Origin of the sequence: Labrys sp. (in: a-proteobacteria), from assembly GCF_047605565.1 — a bacterium.
In the GTDB taxonomy this organism is placed as follows: Bacteria; Pseudomonadota; Alphaproteobacteria; order Rhizobiales; family Labraceae; genus Labrys; species Labrys neptuniae.
Window position 1 is genome coordinate 69,151 of record NZ_JASGFM010000016.1, and the last position, 16,855, is coordinate 86,005.

The following is a 16,855-nucleotide window of genomic DNA, read 5'->3' on the forward strand; positions in this document are numbered from 1 at the left end:
CATCATCCCGATGCCTGCCTTGAAGATTTCGGCCAAATACGCATGCGGCTCGAGGATAGGGCCATTGCATGATTGCCCTGCCGCCCGGCTCATGCCAAAAGCCCGGCCATGTTGCATGTGAACGGCCTTACTTATCGCCTGGGATCGCGCGTCCTGTTCGACAACGCCACCGTGGCGCTGCCACCGGATGCGCGCGTCGGCTTCCTCGGACGCAACGGCACCGGCAAGACCACCCTGTTCCGGATGATCATGGGCGAGGTTTCGCCCGATCTCGGCAGCGTCTCGGTGCCGCGCGGCATGCGCATCGGCCGTGTCGCCCAGGAAGCGCCGGGCGGGCCGGAAACCCTGATCGAGGTGGTGCTGGCGGCCGACGAGGAACGCACGGCCCTGCTGGCCGAGGCGGAGACCGCCAGCGATCCCCATCGCATCGCCGAGATCCAGACCCGCCTCGCCGACAAGAATTCCCATGCTGCGCCGGCGCGGGCCGCCACCATCCTGGCAGGCCTGGGCTTCGACCATGCCGCGCAAAGCCGCGCCTGCTCGGAATTCTCCGGCGGCTGGCGCATGCGCGTGGCGCTGGCCGCCCTGCTCTTCACCGAGCCGGACCTGTTGCTTCTGGACGAACCGACCAACTATCTCGACCTCGAAGGCACGCTCTGGCTGCAGGATTATCTCGCCTCCTACCCGCACACCGTGGTGGTGATCAGCCATGACCGCGATCTCCTCAACGCCTCGGTCGACTACATCCTGCACCTGACCGAGGGCCGGCTCGAACTCTATCGCGGCGGCTATGACGGCTTCGAAAAGCAGCGTCGGGAAAAGCAGGCGCTCAGCCTGAAGCTGAGGAAGAAGCAGGAAGACCAGCGCCGCCACATCCAGTCCTTCATCGACCGTTTCAAGGCCAAGGCCACCAAGGCGGCCCAGGCCCAGTCGCGCATGAAGATGCTGGCACGCATGGAGCCGGTGGCGGCGATCGTCGACGAGGAAGTCAGGCCGTTCGACTTTCCGCCGCCCGCCAAGGAATTGTCGCCGCCGATCATCGCTCTGGAAGGCGCCAGTGTCGGCTATGGCGAGCGCACCGTGCTGTCGCGGCTCGACCTGTCCGTCGACAGCGAGGACCGCATCGGCCTGCTCGGGTCCAACGGCAACGGCAAGTCGACCTTCGCCAAGCTGCTGGCCGGGCGCCTCGCGGCGATGGCGGGGCGCATGCGGCGCTCCTCGGCGCTGAAGGTTGCCTATTTCGCCCAGCACCAACTCGACGAACTCAATCCGCAGGCCTCGGCCCGCGACCATGTCGCCGAGATGATGGTCGGCGCCACCGAAGCGCAGATCCGCGCCCGCACCGCCCAGATCGGTTTCGGCGCCGACAAGGCCGATACGCCGGTCGCCAACATTTCCGGCGGCGAGAAGGCCCGCCTGCTGATGGGCCTGGCCACCTTTGGCGGCCCGCATCTGCTCATCCTGGACGAGCCGACCAACCATCTCGACATCGACAGCCGCCAGGCCCTGATCCAGGCGCTCAACGACTATCCCGGCGCGGTGATCCTGATCAGCCATGACCGCTATCTGCTCGAAGCCTGCGTCGACCGGCTCTGGCTGGTGGCGAACGGCACGGTCAAGGGCTTCGACGGCGACATGGAGGATTATCGTCGCCTGGTCCTTGCCAAGCCGGTCGTGGAGAAGAACGAGCGCAACGGCGAGCCGACGCAGCGCCAGGCCAATGCCGCCCGGCGGGCGCAAACCGCAGCCGACCGCGAAAAAGTCCGGCAGATCGAGGCGGCGATGGAGAAGCTGCAGGCCATCATCGTGGATCTCGACGAGAAGCTGTCGCGTCCCGGCCTGTTCGAGCGCTCGCCCGACAAGGCGGCCGAAATGGCTAGGGCACGCGCGACCGCCGAAGAGAGGCTGCTCCTGGCGGAGGAAGCCTGGCTCGAAGCCAGCGCCGCTCTGGAGGAAGCGTCTTCATAAGACCTAAGCTGGAGACAGATATGGATGATCGGCGCAGACTAGCGATCCTGGGCGGGCTGGCCCTTGCAGGCGGCGTGAGCCTGTCGGCGCAGGCGCAGGAACCCAACGCCGCCGAGCGCTTCGCGGCCCGGCTGAATGCCCACGACATTAACGGTTTTGCCGCCCTGTTCGCGCAGAGCTACATCAACAACCAGTCCAGCGCCGCCGCTCCGGCCCGCAAGGACCTCAGCGCCAAGCAGGCGACGGTGGCCTTCTTCCAGGCCCGCCTCACCGCCATGCCCGATCTGCAGGTGACGATCGAGACGCAGGTGAGCCAGGGCAACAAGATAGCGGCCAGCTTCGTCTACAGCGGTACGCACAAGGGCCTCTATTTCGGCATCGCCCCCACCGGCAAGCACCTGCGCTTCACCTCATGCGACATCTTCCGCGTCGAGGCCGGGCTGATCGCCGAACATTGGGGCATGGGCGACATCGCCGGCGTCATGGCGCAGTTGAAGGGGTAGGCTTACGATCGTAAGATCTGCTGCTGTTAAGGCTTCATATCAACCCGCATCGGAGTTGATTGGCCTGCAGGATTTAGCTCTCCGTCATTCCCGACTCCGCCGGAGGCGGCGGGAAGGGAATTCAGGGGCTGCGTGTCGTGCGTTTGTTCTGGATCCCCTCCCCTCGCTCTGCTCGGCCGGGGATGACAAATTCGGCATTCCGTTTAGAAACTGTTGCGCTCGTTATAGGTCCGCAGGAAGGACTGGATGCGCTTGTCGGCCGGGTTGTGGAAGATCGCCGACGGCGTATCGACCGCGACCAGTTCGCCCGCTTCCATGAAGGCCACCTGATCGCCGACATGGGCGGCAAAGCCCATTTCATGGGTGACGACCACCATGGTCATGCCCTCGGCGGCAAGCTGCTTCATCACATTCAGCACCTCGCCGACCAGTTCGGGATCGAGCGCCGAGGTCGGCTCGTCGAACAGCATGAGCTTGGGCTCCATGGCGATGGCACGGGCGATGGCGACGCGCTGCTGCTGCCCGCCCGAAAGCCGGCCGGGATGGCTCGCCATCTTGTCGGCAAGGCCGACCTTGCGCAACGCCTCCGCCGCACGTGCCTGGGCCTCGGCTTTGGAGAAACCGCGCACCTGGACAAGCCCTTCGGCGACGTTCTGCAGCGCCGTCATATGCGGCCAGAGATTGAACTGCTGGAAGACCATGCCGATGCGCCGGCGCATCTCGCGCAATTTGCCCGAACCCATGCGCTTGCCGCCCGGGGTCTCGTAGCCGATCAGCCGGCCATCGATGCGAATCTCGCCGGCATCATACTCTTCCAGAAAGTTGATGCAGCGCAGCAGGGTCGACTTGCCCGATCCGGACGGCCCGATCAGGCAGGTGACCTTGCCGGGAGGTATCGAGGCCGAGATCTGCTTCAAGGCCTGGAACGGCCCGTAGAACTTGTCGACCTTGCGGATCTCGACGGAGGAAGCCTGTTCCATCTCAGCGTCTTTCGATCATGTAGTGGGTCACGCGGCCTTCCAGCCAGCGGCCGAGCCGGGAGACCAGTTCCACCAGGCCCCAGAAGAACAAGGCCAACGCCAAGGTGGCCTCGAAATAGCGGAAGGTCTCGGTGATCATCCGGTCCACCTGGTAGCGCAACTCCGGCACCGTGATGGTGGAGAGCACCACCGTTTCCTTGGTCAGGATGATGGCGAAATTGACCAGCGCCGGCAGGGACGAAACCAGGGCGAGCGGCAAGAGAATGCGCCTGACGATGGCGAACTCGCTCATGCCGATGGTGCGCGCCGCCTCGATCTGCCCCACCGGGACTGCATTGAAGCCCGAGCGGAAGATCTCGGCGAAATAGGGGCTGCCATAGATCGACAGCCCGATCAGGCCCGCCGGCAGGGCATCCAGCCGCAAGCCGAAGGCGGGACCGCCATAATAGAGCACGTAGAGCTGGACCAGGAAGGGCGTGCCGCGAATGGCCTCGACATAACCGACCAGCAGCCAGCGCAACGGCGCCGGCCCATAGCGCTGGGCCAGGGCGATGACGAGGCCCAGGACCACCGAACAGGCGGTGCCGACCAGCCAGCACAGCACCGTCATGCCGAAACCGCGCAGCAGTGCCGGTCCGTAGTGAACGATCAGCTCCATTACGCCGCCGTCCTTCGTTCCAGGTACCGGCCGAGCGCGGCCAGGCACAGATTGATCACGAGATAGAGGCATCCCGCCGCGACATAGGCTTCGAGCGGGCGATAGCTTGCACCGGCCTCCGCCTGGCTGGCACGCGTGATCTCCCAGATGCCGACCAGGGAGACCAGCGAGGAGGCCTTCACGAGCAGGATGAGCTCGTTGACCAGCGCCGGCAGCGACAGCCGGACCGCCTGCGGCAGGATGATCCGTGTCCAGATCGAACGCGGCAGCATGCCGATGGCGACGGCCGCCTCGGCCTGCCCGCGCGGCAGCGCGTTGATGGCCCCACGCCAGATTTCGGCGACATAGGCGCTGGAGCACAAGCCGACGGCCAACACGGCCGCCACCATCGGCGGCACGTTGATGCCGGCAACCGGCAGGAGGTAGAACATCAAGAGCAGCTGTACCATCAGCGGCACGCCGCGAAAGAAGCTGATCCAGACCGCAGCAACCCGCCGCAATACAGGCGAGAGCGACAGGGCGCCGGCACAGATCAATGCGCCGACGAGAAGCCCGATCGCGATGCCCAACAGCGAGACGATCAGGGTACTGGGTACTCCCAGCGCCAGCGCATGGAAGCTTTTGACGAAGGCATTCAGCGAAAACATGCGAACGGGACCAGCGACCGAAGCGCGGCGTCACCAGGATGCCGTGCGTTCCCAAAGCAAGGTGTGATCCTCGCGAATCGCACCTTGCTCCGGCTCTTCATTGCGACGTGCCTTTCCGATCCGACGAGTTCCGTCAAACCGGAAAACACCTCAGGTCACTTGGCCGGCACTTCCAGCGGCAGCTCGGTATATTTGCCGAGCCACTTTTCCTGGATCGCCTTGACGCGGCCATCCTTGGTCATCTTGACGATGGCATCCTTGATGGCGCCAGCAAAGCTGGCGCTGTCGTCGCCCTTGCGGAGCACCCAGGCAAAATAGGTCGGCTTGCCGAAGGTCGACACTTCAGGCAGGGCGAACACATCGCCGCGCTGCTTGACGAGATAGGCAAGATTGGGCGCCGAGCCCGCCACGGCATCGAGGCGGCCGGCGGCCAGATCGGCATAGGCCTCATCGGTCGTGCCATATTCCTTGATGGTCACATTGCCGACCTTGGTGCCGAATTCCTGCAACTGTTTGAACTGCGCCGTGCCCTGCTGCACGCCGACGGTCTTGCCGGCGATGTCTTCGGGCTTATTGATATCCTTGTTGGCGGCGGCCTTGACGATGCCGACGGTCGCATCGGCGATCGGCAGGGTGAAGGTATAGCGCTCGAGCCGTTCGGGCGTGATCGTCACCGGCGCGATGACGATGTCGAATTTCGACACTTCGAGGCCGGGAAGCTGGGAGGTCCAGGGCAGGTCCTGATAGACGGGTTCGACGCCGATCTCCTTGGCGACATTGTCGAACAGGTCCTTGGTCATGCCCTGATAGGTGCCGTCGACGACCATGTCGAACGGCGCATAGTGCATGTCCGTTGCCGTCACGATCTTACCGGCGCTCTTGACGCTGGCCAGCTGATCGGCCGACGCCGCCAGTCCCGAGCCGCCGACAAGGGCAAGCCCGAGCAGCGCACCGCGCAATAAGGTTCCGATTTTCATTATGTTCTCCACCTGGATAGGCTTTGGATTGAACCCGCTTTTTTTGGCATCGTCGAGAGCGGATTTCGCAATCGCCCCGCAACAGTTTCTAAGCGGCGACGGCCCCGCATCGATCATGGGGAGGTATCACCATCAAGACGTTGGAGCGCAAGGCAAGCTTCGGCAAAACCACATGCTTGCCCCCCCTTCGTTGCAGCACGCCTTTACGATTTGAGATCTCCATCAACTCGCGGAACATTCAGGCGAGCAGCATGCGCGCTATGATGTTGCGCTGTATCTCCGAGGAGCCCTCGTAAATGCGCATGATGCGGACATCGCGCGCCATCCGTTCCAGGGGCAATTCCTGGGAATAGCCATAGCCGCCATGGATCTGCAGGGCGCGGTCGATGATCGCCCCGGCCTTTTCCGAGGCAAACAGCTTGGCCATGGAGGCTTCCTTCGAAAAGCGCTCGCCCTTCTCGCGCAGGGAGGCGGCTCTCAGCCCCATCAGGCGCGCCGCATCGAGTTCGGTCGCCATGTCGGCGAGCATCCATTGCAGTCCCTGGAATTCGCCGATGGGGTGGCCGCCGACCCGTCGGGTCCTGGCCCATTCCACCGCCATGGCCAGGGCCTCACCGGCCATTCCAGTACACATGGCAGCGACTTCGGTGCGACCATTGTCGAGCGTTTTCAATGCGGTCCTGAAGCCGCTTCCCTCCGGCCCGAGCATCTCCTGCTCGCCGACGCGGCAGTCGAACTCGACCTCGAACACATGCCCGCCGCGCAGGCCCATCGTCTTTTCGGGGGAACCGATTCTCACACCCCCTTTTGCGGGCTCGACCACGAAGGCGCTGATGCCGCGTGCGTCCGCCGCCGCATCGGTCTTGGCGAAGACGACGATGAAATCGGCATGCGCTGCGTTGGAGATGAAATGCTTGACGCCGCGCAGGTGATACGATGCGCCGTCCCGTATGGCTCGGGTCGTCATGTCGGCCGGATTGGAACCGGCCCCCGGTTCAGTCAGGCCGAAAGCGCCCAATGTCCTGCCGGCCGCCGCATCCGGCAGATAGCGGCCGCGCTGCGCATCGTCGCCGCCGATGAGGATTGCATCGGTCGCCAGGAAATGCGCGGTCATCATCGAGACGGTGGAGCCGCAACCGGCCGCCAAGGCCTCGACGGCGAGATAGAGCGCCACCGGCGACAGGCCGGGGCCGCCCCATGCCTCCGGCAGGTTCATGCCCATCGCGCCCAGTTCGGCCAGAGCCGGTATGTGCCGTGACGCGAAGGTCCCGTTCGCATCGATCTCGCGGGCGTTCGGCTTGAGGACGTCCTCGGCGAAGCGGCGGATCTGTTCGACCACCGCGAGGGTGTCGGCATCCGGTTCGAAATTCATTGCTGTTCCTCCTGCGCGGCAAGGCGGGCGAGAATGTCGTGCGTGTGCTCGCCGAGCCGCGGGGCTCGCACGGGCCGGCCACGCCGGGAGCCCGAAAAATGGGCGGGCTGCTCCGGCAGGGGAACCGTGCTCCCTTGCCGGAAAAGGCCACGTTCGCGCGCCAGCTCGGAATCGATCGCCTGTGCCACGGTGCTGATCGGCGCCACAGGTATGCCAGCTGCCGCCAGGACCCTCACGACCTCACCGGTCGGCCTTACGCCTGTCCATCGCTCCACACAGACGCGCAAGGATGGTTCATTGTCCGAGCGCAGAGAATCGCTGCGATAACGCGGATCGCTCGCCAGTTCGGGCTGCCCGATGGTCGCGGCAAAATCGGCAAATAATTTCTCGTTGAGGACCGCAATCACCGCGTGGCCGTCCATGGTCCGATAGGCCCCGAATGGCGCCGAGAGTGGGTGACGGTTGCCGGCACGCATCGGCACGGCCCCCGTCGCCAGATAGCGGCACGCTCCGGTCGGCAGCAGCGACAGCAGGGCATCGAACATGGCGAGATCGATATGGCAGCCGCGCCCGGTGCGCTCGCGCTGCCACAACGCGGCGGTAACGGCCCAGGCGCCATACAGCCCAGCGCCGATGTCGCCGATCGCCTCCCCGACCAGGGTCGGCGGCCCGTCCGGCATGCCCGTCATCGCCATCAGCCCGCTCTCAGCCTGCACGATGATGTCATAGGCTGGCCGATCACGCCCGACGCCGTTCTGTCCGAAACCGGAAATGCTGAGATAGACGAGATCGGGATTCTCGCCGACGAGATCGGCATAGGCGATGCCGAGCCGGGACGTGACGCCCGGCCGGAAATTCTCGACCACGACGTCCGCCTGGGCGGCCAACCGCCGCGCCGTGATACGGTCGGCCTCGGCCTTGAGGTCGAGCACGATGCTGCGCTTACCGCGATTGGCAAACTCGAACATGGCGCTGTCATCCCCGACGAACGGGCCGACATGGCGATAGTCGTCGCCGGCGCTTCCCTCCACCTTGATGATATCGGCGCCGGCGTCGGCGAGAAGGGCGGTGGCGAAGGGGCCCGCAAGCACGCGCGAGAAGTCCAGGACGACGAGGCCCTCGAGCGGCAGGTCAAATCCAGTCATGGCTGCTCCTTGATGCCTGCGCAGGATTTGACAGCCCATGAATAAAGGCAAATATTCTTATTGCATTAAGAGAATAAGTTTTTCCTATTCATGGTCACCGTCCGCCAACTGAGCTATTTCGTGGCTGCCGCCGAGCATGAGGGCACGGCGCAGGCGGCACGCGCCCTTCATGTCTCCCAGCCGGCGATTTCCGTGGCGATCCGTCAATTGGAGGAAAGGGTCGGTCAACCCCTGTTCGTGCGCCGCCACGCTCAGGGCCTCGTCCTCACCCAGGCCGGACGCGACAAGCTTGCCGAAGCCCGTTCCATTCTCTCGCAGATAAATGCCTGGGCCGCCTCCCCCGGCGTTTCGTCCGGGCGTCAGACCTTCGTCGACGTCGGCTGCCTGACCACGCTGGGCCCGCTGCACATGCCGCCGATCATCAGCGCCTTTCGCCACTCCCACCCACATGTCGAAGTGCGGATGCGAGAGGGCGACATCGAGGAATTGCACCGGCTGGTCGACAATGGCCTGATCGAGGTCGCTCTGCTCTACGATCTCGACCTCGGCCGAACCGGCGCGGCCGAGACGGTCGCGGAATTCCAGCCCTACGTGCTCGTTCCGGCCGGTCACCCGCTTGCCGACAAGCGTCGCGTCCGGCTGCAGGACGTCGCCGCGTGGCCCCTGATCCTCATCAACCTGCCGCACAGCCGCGACTATTTCCTGGCGCTGTTCCGCCAGGCGGGTGTGACACCTACCCTGGGCATGGAAGCACGCACGATCGACATGGTACGCGGCCTCGTCGCCAACGGTCTCGGCATCGCGCTGCTGACCACACGTTCCCGGTCCGGTGTCAGCGAGGATGGCCTGCCGCTGGCCATCGTGGAACTCGAGGATGCGCTCCCCCCGCAGAAGGCAGCGATCATCACACCGCGCCAATTTCCGATCACCTGGATGGCAAGCGCGTTCATCGACCATGTCCGCGCGCATTTCGGGCAGAGCCAGGAAACTTCGTCGGCCGAGGGACAGCAGTGCGCCTAGATCGATTGCCGATCCGGTCGGACCTGGCCTAAGCCTTCTTCTCCCAGCGTCCCTCGTCGCTCTGCTGCCAATAGGTCGCAGCAAAGCCAAGTTCCTTGGCCTGCTTCCACTGATCCCGCGCCCCTTGCACCGCATCGGCGTCATTGCCGTCGAACATCAGCACGATGCGCTCATAGCTCGGGGCATCCGCCGGCAAGGGCGCGCCATCGACGAGGAAGCGGATCGCAGCGCCGTTGGGATTGCCCTCATGCGTCACCAGCACGATCGGCTGGGCGGGACCATCGTCGCTCTCCAGCCCATGCGGCAGAAAGGCTTCGTCATTATAGGTCCAAAGCACGTCGTCGAGTGCACGCAGCCGCTCCTGCGGCCCCTGCACCGCGCAGCGCCAACCCCGCTGCAGGGATTTTTCCAGAAGGCCCGGTAGAACCCGTTCGAGCGGGGCCCGCTGCAGATGATAGAAGAGCAATTCCGTCATCGCCTCGCCTTTCTCAATAGTGGCTCTCCCGGGAGCGTGTCCTCACCATGGCAGGCGCGTTCCGCACGGAATGCCACCATTCTTTCAGAACCGGTACGCGAGCGATCAACTCGCTTCCGGCCTAGACACTGTCGGCAACGGCCAGGACCGGCGCGAGGTAGCACCAAGCCAGGTTGGGAGAAAGTCCCACGCCCCCCTCACCCACCAATTCTTGCAAGGCACGCAATGCCGTCTCGGCTTCCGCCAGCATCTCTCGAGTGGGCATCGTGCCATCACGCCACCACAGCGGCACGTAAATTCCCCAGACAAGCGGTCGATAGGCGTAATGATCGACAACGCGCATGATCTGACGCATGCGTGCCGCGGTGCGTGCATCCGCAGGCACCAACGAAGGATCGGGAAGCAGTGCCTCTATATAATGGGCAATGGCGTCGGTCTCATAGACGACCGTGCCATCGATCTCGATGCTCGGGATACGCCGGAACGGATGGCGCCGTTCATAATCATCCGGTATACCCCTGTCGTCAAAAATGTCAGCCATGACAAAGTCATGACCGACATTCTTCAAATCGAGAACCAGCCGGATGATCCGCGTATAGACGCTGTCAGGCGTGCCGAACAGCGTGATCCTCACCCCTCGTAATGCTCCGCCACCAGCCGGTCGAGCAGGCGCACGCCCCAGCCCGAACCCCAGCTGCGGTTGACGTCGCTGGCGGGCGAACCCATGGCGGTGCCAGCGATATCGAGATGGGCCCAGGGCGTCTCGTTGACGAAACGCTGCAGGAACTGGGCGGCGGTGATCGAGCCGCCATTGCGGCCGCCGGTGTTCTTCATGTCAGCGAATTTGGAATCGATCAGCTTGTCGTATTCCGGGCCGAGCGGCATGCGCCAGACCCGCTCGCCCGTCGTCTGCCCGGCCACGAAGAGGCGCCCGGCCAATTCGTCATTGTTGGAGAAGAGGCCGGCATATTCCTGGCCGAGCGCCACCATGATGGCCCCGGTGAGGGTGGCGAGATCGATCATGAATTGCGGCTTGTACTTGTCCTGGATGTACCAGAGCACATCCGCCAGCACGAGCCGGCCCTCGGCATCGGTGTTGATGATCTCGATGGTCTGGCCCGACATCGAGGTGACGATGTCGCCCGGGCGCTGGGCATTGCCGTCCGGCATGTTCTCGACCACGCCGATGGCTCCGATCACATTGGCCTTGGCCTTGCGGGCGGCAAGCGCATGCATCAGCCCGACCACGCAGGCCGCACCGCCCATGTCGCCCTTCATGTCCTCCATGCCGGAAGCCGGCTTGATGGAAATGCCGCCGGTGTCGAAGGTTACGCCCTTACCGATGAAGGCAACCGGCTTGGCCTCGCGATTCTTGGCGCCGTTCCAGCGCATCACCACCAGCCGGCTGTCGTGCTCGGAGCCCTGACCGACGCCGAGCAGCGCCCCCATGCCGAGCTTCTTCATCGCCTTGACGTCGAGGATCTCGATTTCGACGCCGAGTTCCTCCAGTTCGGCCGCCCGCTTGGCGAAGGCTTCGGGGTAGAGCACGTTCGGGGGCTCGTTGACCAGGTCGCGCGCGAGCCTGACGCCGTCGGCGATCGCCTCGCGCGACTTGCCGGCCTTCTTGGCTGCGCCATCGACGCTGCTGGCGATCGTCAGTTCCAGCACCTTGTTCGCCGCATCGTCCTGCTTGCGCGTCTTGTAGCGTTCGAACTTGTAGGCCCTCAGCCGGGCGCCGAGGGTGAAGTCAGCCACCTGATCGGCGGTGATGGCGGCATCCGGCAGGTCCAGCACCACAGTCGCCGACTTTGCCGAAGCCGGCAGCTTGCCGACCACATTGCCTCCGGCCTTGACCCAATCGGTGCGGGCGCTGTCCTCGGCCTTGCCGAGCGAAACCACGATCACACGATCCACCGTCAGGCCCAAGGGCGCAAGAATGTCGAGGGAGGTCAGCGCCTTCCCCTTGAAATTATCGGCGGAAGCCGCACGTTTGACCAGACTGCCGATACCCGGTAGAGCAGCTTCCGTTTCAGGCGATACCGCCAAATCGATATTTGTGAATATGACGGCAATGCCGTCGGCAATTTTCTCGACTTTTGAAAAAGACAGTTTCAATTCGGAAACCATAATTGATGCCCATTCCAAGCGAAGTTTCTCAATTATCGCCCATTCGTGGACACTATCGAGAAACTTTGCAAGCGGTTGATATTCTGCCGATTCCTTCTCCCCGCGCCAATGGCTCGGGGAGAAGGAATCGGCTTGGAAGCTGCCGCGCGGTTGACGGCTTGTTGGGACTTTTGCATGTCAATCCGTAACCATGTCTACAACAATTCGCTTGCAGCCTCGGTCCTGCCATACAAACGTCTCGCCTCCTGCCTAGCACGAGGCTACAAGCAACGGGTAGGAGACCCGAAAAGGCAATGAACCTCGTCAGCCGATATATTGCCAGACAGTTTGGCTTTGCCTTTCTGGTCTGCCTCGTCGTGCTGACGCTCCTTGCCTGGATGGTCGGAGCCCTGCGCGAATTCAACGTCATGACGGCACAAGGCCAGTCCGTGCTGGTCTTCCTGGCCATCAGCTCGCTCGCTTTGCCGGCGCTGGTAGTCGTGGTCGCACCGCTGGCGGTCTTCCTGGCGGCCGTGTGGCTGCTGCAGCGGCTCAATGCCGGCTCTGAACTCGTCGTCCTCAACGCTGCGGGCTATTCCCCCTCCCGGCTGATCACGCCCTTTGCCGGCATTACCGGTCTCGTCGCTGCGGGAATTGCCGCCGTCACCCTCTATATCCAGCCCGCCAGCCAGCATGAGCTGACCGCCTGGCGCGTCGCGGCAGCGGCCGACGTAGTGCAGCACTTCCTCAAGGAAGGCCAGTTCACTGCCCTGCGCGGCTTCACCTTCCATATCCGTGAGCGCCAGCCCGACGGGACGCTGCTCGGCATTTTCGTGCAGGATGCCCGCGACAAGGGCAAGACCAAGACCTACATCGCCGGAACCGGCAAGATCGTCGATACGGCGACGGGGCTGGTGCTGGTTCTCAACAACGGCTCGCTGCAGCAGCAGGAAGGCGGCGCTTCCTCCGACGCCTCCATCGTCACCTTCGAGCAGTATCAGTTCGACCTCTCGCAGCTCGCCCGCGACGACAACGACACCATCAACTACAAGCCGCGTGACCGCTACACCAGCGAACTGTGGAATACCCAGCCATCCGAGATGAAGGGACAGGCCGAACGCGGCCGCATTCGCGGCGAACTGGTGGACCGGTTTACCGCTCCCCTCTATCCGATTGCCTTCATGCTGGTCGCCCTTGCCTTCCTGGGCCAGGCGCGCACCACCCGCCAGGGGCGAGCCAGCGCGATCGGCTTTGCCATTCTGAGCGTGCTGGTGGTGCGCATTCTCGGCTTCATTGCCACGCAGAGCCTGAGCGTGCATTCGGCCGGCGGCGTCTATATCGCATTCGGCGTGCCGATCCTGACCTCGCTGATCTGCCTTGCCGTGATCACCGGCCATCTGCGCCTGTCGCTGCCGCGCGGAGTGACGAACTGGTACAATGAGCTGACTTCGCGCCTCGCCAACCGGACGGCGCGCGCATGATCATGACCTCCACCCTCGGCCGCTACCTCAGCAAGCGCTTTCTGATCGCCATTTTCGGCGTGCTTGCCTTCCTGTTCGTCATGATCTTCCTGCTGGATTTTGCCGAGACCAGTCGGCGCGCCAGCGACCTGCCCCGCGTGTCCGTGGGCTCGATCGCGGCCCTGTCCCTGCTGCGAACACCGTCCATCATCGAGCAGACCCTGCCCTTCGTCTTCCTGTTCGGGGCCATCATCTGTTTCGTCAATCTCAGCCTGCGGCTCGAGCTGGTGGTGATGCGTGCCGCCGGCCTGTCGGTCTGGCAATTCCTGGCCCCACCGATCATCTGCGCCATCCTCCTCGGCATCCTTGCGGCAATTGCCTTCAACCCGCTGTCGGCGGCGCTGAAAACCAGAAGCGATCTTCTCGACACCCGCGTCTTCGGCGCCCGCCAGATCCGCGACGACGACAAGAGCCGCTGGATCCGCGACGGCCAGGCCGTCATCCATACTTCGGCGGAGAACAGCGACGACGGCACGCTGACGGGCGTTACCATCTATGCCCTCGATGCCGACGGTCGCTTTGTCAGGCGGCTGGAAGCCGATACCGCAAAACTTGACAAGGGCGCCTGGCATCTATCCAACGTCCAGGAATTCATTCCCAACCAACCGGTCAAAACGTCGGAAAGCATTGATTTTCCTAGTAATTTGACCAAGTCCCAGGTTGACCAGAAATTTGCGGTGTCTGCGGACAGCGTGTCTTTCTGGAGACTCCCGTCATCAATCGCACAACAGGGCGCCGCGGGACTTGATGCAAATGACTACCGGTTGCAATATCAGACGCTTCTAGCTCGTCCCCTGCTGCTCGTAGCGATGGTGCTGATCGCCGCGACGGTATCGCTGCGGTTTGCGCGTCTTGGCGGTATTGGTGTGATGATCTTGAGTGGAATCGGGGCGGGTTTCTTGCTGTATGTCGTAACCAAAATGGCCAAGGATCTGGGCATTGCGGGGCTGGTTGCGCCGGCCGTCGCCGCTTGGACTCCGGCTGCCGTTGCGGCCCTGATCGGATTTACCGTGTTGCTTAACCAGGAGGATGGCTGATGCGCGTATCAGCTCGCCACTTCCTTACGACCATGCTGTGCACCACCGTCGCGGTTGCAGCGCTGTCGTTTGCGTTGTTGCCGTCGAAAGCCCATGCCCAGGAGAACCTGCTCGGGCCCTTGGGTGCGCGTTCCGATGGTGCCGGAGGTCAGGGCAGCTCCAACATGGTCCTCAAGGCCAGGGAGATGCAGTATGACCAGGACAACGAGGTCGTAACCGCCATCGGCACGGTGCAGATCTATTACAACGGCCGCGCCCTGCAGGCCGACCGCGTGGTCTATGACCGCAAGGCCAAGCGCGTGCGGGCCAATGGCAATGTCGTCATCACCGAAGCCGACGGCACCAAGACCTATGCCGACAATTTCGACCTGACCGACGATTTCAGGGACGGTTTCGTCAATTCGCTGAAGATGGTGACGGCGGACGAACTCTATATCGCCTCCAACCGGGCCGAGCGCACCGGCGGCAATGTCACCGTGTTCCAGAACGGTGTCTATTCGGCCTGCTCGCCCTGTGCCGACAATCCGCAGAAGCCGCCTTTGTGGCAGATCAAGGCCGTCAAGGTCATCCACAACCAGCAGGAGAAGATGATCTATTTCGAAGATGCTCGCTTCGAGTTCTTCGGACTGCCGATCGCCTACCTGCCCTATATGTCGACCCCCGACCCGTCCGTCACCCGCAAGAGCGGCTTCATCACGCCGCGCTATTTCCACTCCTCGCGGATCGGCTACGGCCTCGAACTGCCCTATTTCATCGACCTCGCACCCAATTACGATCTGACCCTGACGCCCGGCTATGCCAGCAGCCAGGGTCCGACGGGCCAGATCGAATGGCGCCATCGTACGCTCAACGGCGCCTATTCGGTGATGGCGTCGGGCGCCTTCATCAGCGACCCGGACAAGTTCGCCAATGAGGATATCGGCAGGCCGAACTGGCGTGGCTCGATTTCGTCCAAGGGTGAATTCTGGCTGAACGACAAATGGCGTTTCGGCTGGGACGGCTCGCTGCTGAGCGACAAATATTACTGGCGCGACTACCGCCTCGACAATCTGCGGGGCAAGACGGAGGCAACCTCCACCGTCTATCTGACCGGCGTCGGCACCAAATCCTGGTTCGATCTGCGCGCCTATTATTTCCAGGGCCTGACCACGGCCGACGTGCAGAAGCAGCTGCCCGTCGTCGCACCTGTGCTCGACTATGACTACATCGTCGACCGCCCGGTCTTCGGCGGCGAACTCGGCTGGAACCTCAATCTGACCAGCCTGACCCGCCAGCAGGCCGCCTTCGACAACATCCTGGGCTACAACTGCGACAATCTCACGCCGAAGACGCGGACGAACTGCCTGCAGCGCGGCATCGATGGCACCTATACGCGCGCCTCGATCAATGCCTATTGGAAGAAGACCTTCACCGATACCTATGGGCAGCAGTGGACCCCCTTCGCCTATGTTCGCGGCGATCTTGGCTTCACCCAGCTCGACGGCAATCCGGCCGACCAGTTCGTCAGCAACAAGAAGAACGACACTGCGGCGCGCCTGGTGCCGGCCATCGGCCTCGATTATCGCTACCCCTTCATCTCGCAATCCGATTGGGGCACGCAGATCATCGAACCGATCGCGCAGGTCATCCTGCGCCCCAAGGCGATGCAGAGCGGCGTCTTCCCGAACGAAGACGCCCAGAGCCTGATCTTCGACGACACCAACCTGTTCGATTGGGATAAGTATTCCGGCTATGATCGGGCCGAGGACGGTTCTCGCGTCAATGCCGGCCTGCAATATTCGCTGACTACCAATGGCGGCGGCTACTACAACGCCATGTTCGGCCAGTCCTACTCCTTCGGCGGCACCAATTCCTTCACCAGGGGCGACATGGCCAATACGGGCCTGCAATCGGGCCTGGATCGCAACATTTCCGACTATGTCGCGCGTGTTTATCTGCAGCCGGTAAACAATTTCGCGATCCTGTCGGGTGCCCGCTTCGACCAGAAAAACTGGGACATGCGGCAGTTCGAAGTCGGCGCCCTCGGTACGATCGGGCGCCTGAAGGCCGACATCATCTATGCACGCTACGATGCCCAGCCCCTGCTGGGGCTCGACGATCGCGAAGGCATCAACGGCAAGGCTGCCTTCAAGCTGAACGAGAACTGGATCGCCAGTGCCGGCGCTCTCTACGACATGAGGACCAAGAAATTCTCGTCGAGCTATGCCGGATTGACCTATGTCGACGCCTGCATTGCACTCGGCATGAGCGTCTCGCGCTCCTATGACACCACGTCGTTGAAATACGACACCACGGTGCAGTTCCAGCTGCAGCTGCGCGGCCTGGGTGTCAGCGGCAGTCCGAAGGAATTCACCGACAAGATCTGGAACAACGACTTCGACAATCTCAATGTCACCAAGCCGAGCAGCTATACCGACCGCTACGGCAATCTGAAGACCTTCTGAGAC

Annotated in this window: 15 protein-coding genes; 6 read left to right on the forward strand and 9 right to left on the reverse strand. The window is 63.2% G+C overall.

Annotated elements, in window-relative coordinates:
• Positions 1 to 108 precede the first annotated feature (108 nt).
• Positions 109 to 1,968, forward strand: coding sequence for an ABC-F family ATP-binding cassette domain-containing protein (locus QM672_RS15995; protein ID WP_415083712.1), 1,860 nt, complete (start codon positions 109 to 111; stop codon positions 1,966 to 1,968).
• A gap of 20 nt (positions 1,969 to 1,988) precedes the next feature.
• On the forward strand, positions 1,989 to 2,471 hold the full coding sequence (locus tag QM672_RS16000; protein WP_415083714.1) for an ester cyclase: 483 nt from the start codon (positions 1,989 to 1,991) through the stop codon (positions 2,469 to 2,471).
• Positions 2,472 to 2,674: 203 nt separating this feature from the next.
• On the opposite strand, the gene QM672_RS16005 is transcribed toward QM672_RS16000, so the two are convergent.
• From QM672_RS16005 to QM672_RS16030, 6 genes are all read right to left on the reverse strand, one after another.
• On the reverse strand, positions 2,675 to 3,451 hold the full coding sequence (locus QM672_RS16005) for an amino acid ABC transporter ATP-binding protein (RefSeq protein WP_415083716.1): 777 nt from the start codon (positions 3,449 to 3,451) through the stop codon (positions 2,675 to 2,677).
• A gap of 1 nt (position 3,452) precedes the next feature.
• Positions 3,453 to 4,109 carry an amino acid ABC transporter permease gene (locus tag QM672_RS16010; RefSeq protein WP_311933157.1) on the reverse strand — a complete coding sequence of 219 codons (657 nt, stop codon included), beginning with the start codon at positions 4,107 to 4,109 and terminating at the stop codon, positions 3,453 to 3,455.
• Positions 4,109 to 4,756 (reverse strand): amino acid ABC transporter permease, encoded by a 648-nt coding sequence (locus QM672_RS16015; RefSeq protein WP_367625649.1) that lies wholly within the window; start codon positions 4,754 to 4,756, stop codon positions 4,109 to 4,111. The genes QM672_RS16010 and QM672_RS16015 overlap by 1 nt, the downstream gene beginning before the upstream one ends.
• Positions 4,757 to 4,911: 155 nt before the next feature.
• Positions 4,912 to 5,733, reverse strand: coding sequence for a transporter substrate-binding domain-containing protein (locus QM672_RS16020; protein ID WP_311933159.1), 822 nt, complete (start codon positions 5,731 to 5,733; stop codon positions 4,912 to 4,914).
• A 238-nt stretch (positions 5,734 to 5,971) separates the two neighbouring features.
• Positions 5,972 to 7,105, reverse strand: a complete 1,134-nt coding sequence (locus tag QM672_RS16025; protein ID WP_415083719.1) for an acyl-CoA dehydrogenase family protein — start codon at positions 7,103 to 7,105, stop codon at positions 5,972 to 5,974.
• On the reverse strand, positions 7,102 to 8,250 hold the full coding sequence (locus tag QM672_RS16030; protein WP_415083721.1) for a CaiB/BaiF CoA transferase family protein: 1,149 nt from the start codon (positions 8,248 to 8,250) through the stop codon (positions 7,102 to 7,104). Before QM672_RS16030 ends, QM672_RS16025 begins: the two co-directional genes overlap by 4 nt.
• A 90-nt stretch (positions 8,251 to 8,340) precedes the next feature.
• Here QM672_RS16030 and QM672_RS16035 point away from each other — a divergent pair, with 90 nt between their 5' ends.
• Positions 8,341 to 9,270, forward strand: a complete 930-nt coding sequence (locus QM672_RS16035) for a LysR family transcriptional regulator (RefSeq protein WP_415083723.1) — start codon at positions 8,341 to 8,343, stop codon at positions 9,268 to 9,270.
• A gap of 28 nt (positions 9,271 to 9,298) precedes the next feature.
• Here the strand turns inward: QM672_RS16035 and QM672_RS16040 are convergent, their stop codons facing one another.
• The 3 genes from QM672_RS16040 to QM672_RS16050 all read right to left on the reverse strand — a co-directional run bounded on the left by QM672_RS16040 (position 9,299) and on the right by QM672_RS16050 (position 11,872).
• Positions 9,299 to 9,745: a DNA polymerase III subunit chi gene (locus QM672_RS16040; protein ID WP_367625645.1), complete on the reverse strand. Its 447-nt coding sequence runs from the start codon at positions 9,743 to 9,745 to the stop codon at positions 9,299 to 9,301.
• 121 nt (positions 9,746 to 9,866) lie between these two features.
• Positions 9,867 to 10,379: a glutathione S-transferase family protein gene (locus tag QM672_RS16045; RefSeq protein ID WP_311933164.1), complete on the reverse strand. Its 513-nt coding sequence runs from the start codon at positions 10,377 to 10,379 to the stop codon at positions 9,867 to 9,869.
• The gene (locus QM672_RS16050; protein WP_415083726.1) at positions 10,376 to 11,872 is read right to left on the reverse strand and encodes a leucyl aminopeptidase; all 1,497 of its coding nucleotides are present in this window, start codon (positions 11,870 to 11,872) and stop codon (positions 10,376 to 10,378) included. The genes QM672_RS16045 and QM672_RS16050 overlap by 4 nt, the downstream gene beginning before the upstream one ends.
• A 293-nt stretch (positions 11,873 to 12,165) precedes the next feature.
• On the opposite strand from QM672_RS16050, the gene lptF reads away from it, so the two are divergent.
• The 3 genes from lptF to QM672_RS16065 are packed head-to-tail and all read left to right on the forward strand — an operon-like array spanning position 12,166 to position 16,852.
• The gene (gene lptF, locus QM672_RS16055; protein ID WP_311933166.1) at positions 12,166 to 13,332 is read left to right on the forward strand and encodes an LPS export ABC transporter permease LptF; all 1,167 of its coding nucleotides are present in this window, start codon (positions 12,166 to 12,168) and stop codon (positions 13,330 to 13,332) included.
• Complete coding sequence (gene lptG, locus QM672_RS16060) at positions 13,329 to 14,408, forward strand: LPS export ABC transporter permease LptG (RefSeq protein ID WP_311933167.1); 1,080 nt, start codon at positions 13,329 to 13,331, stop codon at positions 14,406 to 14,408. Before lptF ends, lptG begins: the two co-directional genes overlap by 4 nt.
• Entirely contained in the window at positions 14,408 to 16,852 is a 2,445-nt protein-coding gene (locus tag QM672_RS16065) for an LPS-assembly protein LptD (RefSeq protein WP_415083729.1), read from the forward strand. The genes lptG and QM672_RS16065 overlap by 1 nt, the downstream gene beginning before the upstream one ends.
• The last annotated feature ends 3 nt before the right edge of the window (positions 16,853 to 16,855 follow it).